This window comes from Spirillospora sp. NPDC049652, assembly GCF_040675125.1.
Lineage (GTDB): Bacteria > Actinomycetota > Actinomycetes > Streptosporangiales > Streptosporangiaceae > Spirillospora.
Genome location: NZ_JBFAOF010000436.1, coordinates 1 through 5,674, shown reverse-complemented (window position 1 = coordinate 5,674; position 5,674 = coordinate 1). Strand labels below are relative to the sequence as shown.

The following is a 5,674-nucleotide window of genomic DNA, read 5'->3' as shown; positions in this document are numbered from 1 at the left end:
TAGGCGGCGATCCGCTCGGCGCCCTCGATCGGCCTCGCCATGGCGGCGACGACGCCTCCGCCGTCCCCGACCGCGACCGCGTCGGGGGCGACCACCGGCCACGCCACCGGGCGACAGGCCACCGGCGGACGGCGCCCCTGCGGACGGCGCGGACGGTGCCGCGCCCGAGAACGGCGCCCCCGCCGACGGTGATCCCGCGGACGGCGACCCGGGATGCGAGAACGGTGCTCCTGCAGACGGGGGAGCTCCCGGGCGCGACGCGTCCGCGGTGGTGGCATCGGCGGTCGTCGCGGGAGACGGACGTGACGCGCCGCCCCTGGAGTCCGCGCCCGGTCCGCCGGGAGAACGACCCGCGCCGGGATCCAACTGGGTCGCCTCGGGATCGCCCGACGACCCCGGCCACCCGGAAGCCCCGCCCCCGGACGGAGGAGCCGCAGGACCGGGAGGCGGCAGCCGGTACGCCGGGTCCGCCGTCGTCACTCCCTGCTGAAACCCACCACCGGACGCCCCACCGGGAACATTCCCGGCGCCCGGCCCCACACCGGGGCCCGCGGGCGGAAGCCCCGCACTCGGCGAAGCCCACCCGCCCGCTCGCGGATCGGCCCCAGATCCCCCCGAGGGGGCACCCGGGCCAGCGGAAGCAGGGTTCAACACCGTAGGAGCCGCGCCACCCGGCCCCCCACTCGGGTAGTCACCGCTCGGGCCCAACGCGGTCGGGGGAGCAGCGCCAGGGGCATACTCCGGCGGACCGCCACCCTCAACGCCCGCGTTCCCCCACGCCGACGCCGAACCGGCGCCCCCACCCGGAGCGGCGCCAGGCGGAGGAACGACACCAGCACCGGGCGGCGGAACAGGAGCGGCACCAGGCGGGAGAACGGGCCCGGCACCGGCACCCTGGAACGCGCCGGCCGAAGCACCAGGAGATTCACCGGCCGAGGCACCGGAGGGCGCTCCGGCGGACGCGCCAGAGGGCTCGCCGACGGAACCGAAGGGCACCACGCCTTCACTCCCGCCGGGACCGTGGTCGGCCGCGCCGTAGGCGGGCGCGTCGCTCCCCCCGGACGCACCCGGAGAACCGAAGGGCGCCGCGCCGGGGACACCGCCCGGGTCGCTCGCCGAGGGGGGAGCCGCAGGAGGCGGGACGGGCGGCAGGGAACCCGGCGGAGCCGGGGGCGGCGGACCGCCGGCGACCGGGCCCGCCGGGGGATCGGGCGTTCCCGAAGGCGACTGGGACGGTTCGCGCTGCGCGGCCAGGTGCGCGCGCGCCGCCTTGATGATGTCCCACGCGCTCAGCTCGTCGGTGGACGGCGGAGTGTGCAGCGCCGGGGACATCAGCTCCGCCGCGACGGCCTGCGGCAGCGCGAACCCCCGCGCGGGCGGCGTGACCTGCGCCAGGCGGCACCAGGTCAGGCCCAGGCTGTAGGTAGTGACCAGCAGCGACCCGAGCGTCTCGGGATCACCGCGCAGCACCTCGGGAAGGCGCCCGTCGCGCGGCCACAGCGCGCGCAGCGGATGCCCCGGGTCCGACAGCAGCGCCTGGAGCGTCCGCATGCTGTCCGGGTCGAGCCAGCGGTGCAGCGCCCCGAGCACGTTCGGCGCGGCCTGCAGGTCGGCGGCCAGGACCGCGACGCCCGCGCGGCGCACCGCGTCATGGCGGCGGCCCGCCGCGGACGTCCCGGCGGTCATGCCGGGCGGCCCCGCGCCCTGCGTCGCGCCCGGCCCGCCGGGCGCCCCGCCCACGCCGGGCAGCGCGTCACCCGCCAGCTCCGCCACGATCTGCTGCAGGTCGTACAGCGCCAGCCGCAGGTGCTCGCCCGGCGCGGCGTCGCGCATCATCGGGATCGCGTGCTCGGCCGGGCAGCGCCGCCGCCACTCGGCCAGCACCGCCTGCTGCCCGTACCGGGCGGTCGCCAGGTCCTGCGGGACCAGCCGCAGCGACGCCGCCGTCACCGCCGCCAGCGCGTCCGCGCCTGGACGGAACCGCTCGTCGCCCGCCAGGCCCGCCGCGACCTCGTACATGACCCGCACGACGTGCGCGGCGCCCGCGCCGTCCCCCATCACCAGCCGGGACGCGTAGTACCCGGCCAGCGTCGAGAAGTCCGGCGGCATCATCCAGTGCAGCCGGTCGGCGGGCGTGGTCAGGAACGGCACGAACGACTCGATCAGCGGATGCTCGGTCAGCGCGACCGGCGCGCCCGCGCACCACAGCAGCGCGCCCCACGCCGCCGCGACCGTGGACGGCGTGCCCGGCTGGAACATCGGGTCGTGCTGCTGGAACTGCGCCGGGTCCACCGCCAGCGCCGTCGTCAGCGCCTGCGAGATCCGCGCGACCACGGCGGTGTCGGGGACGGGCCCGAGGAACCCCGCCGACGCCATCCGCCCGGCCGCGAGGTCCGGGCCGGTCGGGAACAACTGCGGCGGCACGGGCGGATTGCCCGCCCCGCGCGGCGCGGGCATCGCCGCGTTGCGCGAGCCCGGGTCGGACGGCGGCGGACACGGATGCCAGCTGCCGTCCAGGCCGCACCGGTACCAGCGGCCCCACGCCCCGAACAGCCACCACTCGCCCGCGCCCCACAGCATGCGGGCGACGATCTGCTCCGCGCGCTGCTGCGGCGGCGCCGACGCCCACCAGGCAGAGGCCACCAGCCCCCGGACGTTCTCCTCCACCGCGGTGAACAGATCGCGGCTCTCGCCCGCCTGCCCACCGCCGTCGCGCCCGCCCGACCCGGTCCCCGATGCCTGCAAGTTCACCCCGCGAATAGTAGCCCTCAACGGACCGAACAGCAGGAACCCGACCATCGACATGTAAGGAGTGTTATGCCACGATGCTCCTGATGCCGAGGGTGGAAGGACACTGAATTGGGGAACCCGGGAACCGGCGTGGGAAGCCGGCGCGCGAGCGGTCTGGCGCTGATCGTCTTCTCGTCGGTCTGCTTCGGCGGTTCGGGACCCTTCGGCAAGGCCCTCATCGGGGCCGGGCTCAGCCCCCTGCAGGCCGTGTGGCTGCGGATCGCCGGGGCCGCGCTGATCCTCACCGTCCTCGCCGCCGCCGTGCGCGGCCGCACCGCCTGGACGGCCACCCGCGCCCACCTGGCCCCGCTGCTCGCCTACGGCGTCGGCGCCATCGCCGGATGCCAGGGCCTGTACTTCCTCGCCGCCTCCCGGCTCCCGGTGGGCGTCGCGATCCTGCTGGAGTTCTGCGGCCCCGTCCTCGTCCTGGTGTGGATGCGGCTGGTCCGCCGCGCGCCCGTCCGCCGCACCGCCGCCCGCGGCGTCGCCGTCGCCATGGTCGGCCTGGTCATGGTCGTCCAGGTGTGGGACGGCCTGCGGCTGGACGCCCTCGGCCTGGCCGCCGGGCTCGGCGCGGCCGCCTGCCAGGCCGCCTACTTCCTCCTGCTGGACCGCATGGGCGACGGCGTCGACCCCCTGGTCACCAACGCCGCCGGAGGCATCGTCGCCGCCGCCCTGCTCACCCTCCCCGCCGTTCCCTGGACGATGCCCTGGCACGTCCTCGGCGACTCGGTGCCCATCGCCGGGGGCACCGCGCCCGGCTGGACCCTCGCCGCCTGGATCATCGGCGTCAGCACCGTGCTCGCCTACATCACCGGCAACGCGGCCGTCCACCGGCTGTCCGCCCAGGTCGCCGGAGCGCTCTCCTACACCGAGGCCGTCGCCGCCACCCTCATCGCCTGGATCGTCCTGGACGAACACCTGGCCCCCGTCCAACTCGTCGGCGGCGCCGTCGTCCTGTTCGGCGCCTACCTGGCCCAACGCTCCGTCACCACCGGCCCCACGATCTCCGAACCGGTCACCCCCGTCCCGGCCGCGACACCCGCGCCCCTCGCGATGCCCGCCCCCTCACCCCCCGCCGTATCCGCCGACCGCACCCCCTGACCCCGCCCATCGGCACCGCCCGACAGCGCCCCCGGCCTCGGACCAGCAGGTACCAGGCGGGCGCGCCATGGGCGGACGGCGGGTGCCCGGTACCGGTGGGCGTTGCCCCGCTGGTGCCAGGCGGACGCTCCGGGGGTGGTCGGGGGCGCCTGGTAGGCGGCGCCCGGTGGACGCCGGGCGGGCGCCAGGTGGGTGCCAGGCGGGTGCACGGTGGTGAGGGGCGTTCTCAGGCGTCGGTCAGGTGTTCTCCCTGCGGAAGCGGTGCGTGCCCAAGGCCACCGACACCACCGCCAGGGCCGCGGTCACGGCCGCGCCCTCCAGCAACTCCGGGGACGAGAAGTCGCCGCGGAACGCCGCCCGCGCCGCGTCCACCACGTAACGGAACGGGGTGAAGCGCGAGACCGCGTCGAGCCAGCCGGGGGCCATGCTCATCGGCAGGATGATCCCCGACAGCAGCATCAGCGGCAGCGTCACCGTGGACAGCAGCGGCGCGAAGGCGTCCTCCACGCGCGTCACCAGGGCCAGCACATACGACAGCGACGCGATGCTGAGCGCCAGCAGCGCCACGAACACCAGCCCCACCACCACGCCCCAGAGCGGCGCCCGCAACCCGAGCGCGACGCCCGCCGCGAGCAGCATCACCGCCTGCACCACCAGCATCAGCGTGTCGCACAGCACCCGGCCGAGCAGCAGCGCCAACCGCGACACCGGCGTGACGCGCAGCCTCTCCACCACGCCGGACCGCAGGTCGGCGATCAGCCCGAACCCCACGAACCCCGCGCCGAACAGCGCCAGCTGCACCAGGATGCCCGGCACGAACGCCCGCCAGGTATTGCCGTCGCCCGCGCCCTGCACCCCGCCCACCCGGCTCAGCAGCGGACCGAACAGCACCAGGTACAGCAGCGGCTGCGCCAGCCCGAACACCACGCCGATCTTGCTCCGCAGCCGCTGCCGCGCGTAGCGCAGGAAGATCAGCCGCGTGTCGCGCAGCGTGCGCGCCAGGCCCTCGCCTCCGCCCGGGGACGGACCCTCCAGGGCCCCGGGGACGGGGCCGCCCTCGTCAGGGCCGCCGATCCGTTCGGCCGTCGTCGTCGCCATCGTTCGCCCTCTTCTCCTTGTGAGGCCTTCGCCTCAGGCCGCGTCCCGCAGGGAACGACCGGTCACGGTCAGGAACACGTCGTCCAGGGTCGGCCGCGCCATCCGCAGCGCCGCCAGCTCCACGCCCGCCTCGTCCAGGGCGCGGATCAGGCTCATCAGCGAGCGTTCGCCGTCCTCGACGGTCAGCCGCAGCGACCCGTCCAGCACCGCCGCCTCGCGCACCGCGGGATGGTCGGCCAGCGCCGTGCGGGCCCGGTCGGCGACCTGCGCCTGCGGCGGGCCGGACGCCGCGAGCTCCACCGTGACCACGTCGCCCGCCACCCGGCGCTTCAGCTCGGCGGGGGAGCCCTCGGCGACGATCCGGCCCCGGTCGATGATGAGGATGCGGTCGCACAGCGCGTCGGCCTCGTCCAGGTAGTGCGTGGTCAGGAACACCGTCGTGCCGTCGCGGTCGCGCAGCGCCCGGATGTGCTCCCACAGGTTGCCCCGGCTCTGCGGATCGAGGCCCGTGGTCGGCTCGTCCAGGAACACCAGCGGCGGGCGGTGCACCAGGCCGAGCGCGATGTCCAGCCGGCGGCGCTGGCCACCCGACATCGCCGCCGACGGCCGTCCCAGCAGCCCCTCGCCCCCCAGCTCCAGCCGCCGCGCCAGCTCGCCGATCCGCGCCGCCGGATCGGCCAGC

The 5,674-nt window shown here is 76.3% G+C and carries 4 protein-coding genes; 1 reads left to right on the top strand and 3 read right to left on the bottom strand.

The genetic code is table 11. From position 1 onward, the window contains the following. The coding region (locus AB0J52_RS24440; protein WP_500184441.1) for a hypothetical protein at nt 1-2,751 on the bottom strand (2,751 nt) is incomplete at its 3' end. Nucleotides 2,752-2,880: 129 nt separating this feature from the next. On the opposite strand from AB0J52_RS24440, the gene AB0J52_RS24435 reads away from it, so the two are divergent. Beyond that, complete coding sequence (locus tag AB0J52_RS24435; RefSeq protein WP_500184440.1) at nt 2,881-3,894, top strand: EamA family transporter; 1,014 nt, start codon at nt 2,881-2,883, stop codon at nt 3,892-3,894. A gap of 237 nt (nt 3,895-4,131) precedes the next feature. Here the strand turns inward: AB0J52_RS24435 and AB0J52_RS24430 are convergent, their stop codons facing one another. Continuing rightward, on the bottom strand, nt 4,132-4,992 hold the full coding sequence (locus AB0J52_RS24430) for an ABC transporter permease (RefSeq protein WP_500184438.1): 861 nt from the start codon (nt 4,990-4,992) through the stop codon (nt 4,132-4,134). A 33-nt stretch (nt 4,993-5,025) separates the two neighbouring features. Beyond that, on the bottom strand, nt 5,026-5,674 hold a 649-nt coding region (locus AB0J52_RS24425; RefSeq protein ID WP_500184436.1), incomplete at its 5' end, for an ATP-binding protein DrrA1-3 family domain-containing protein.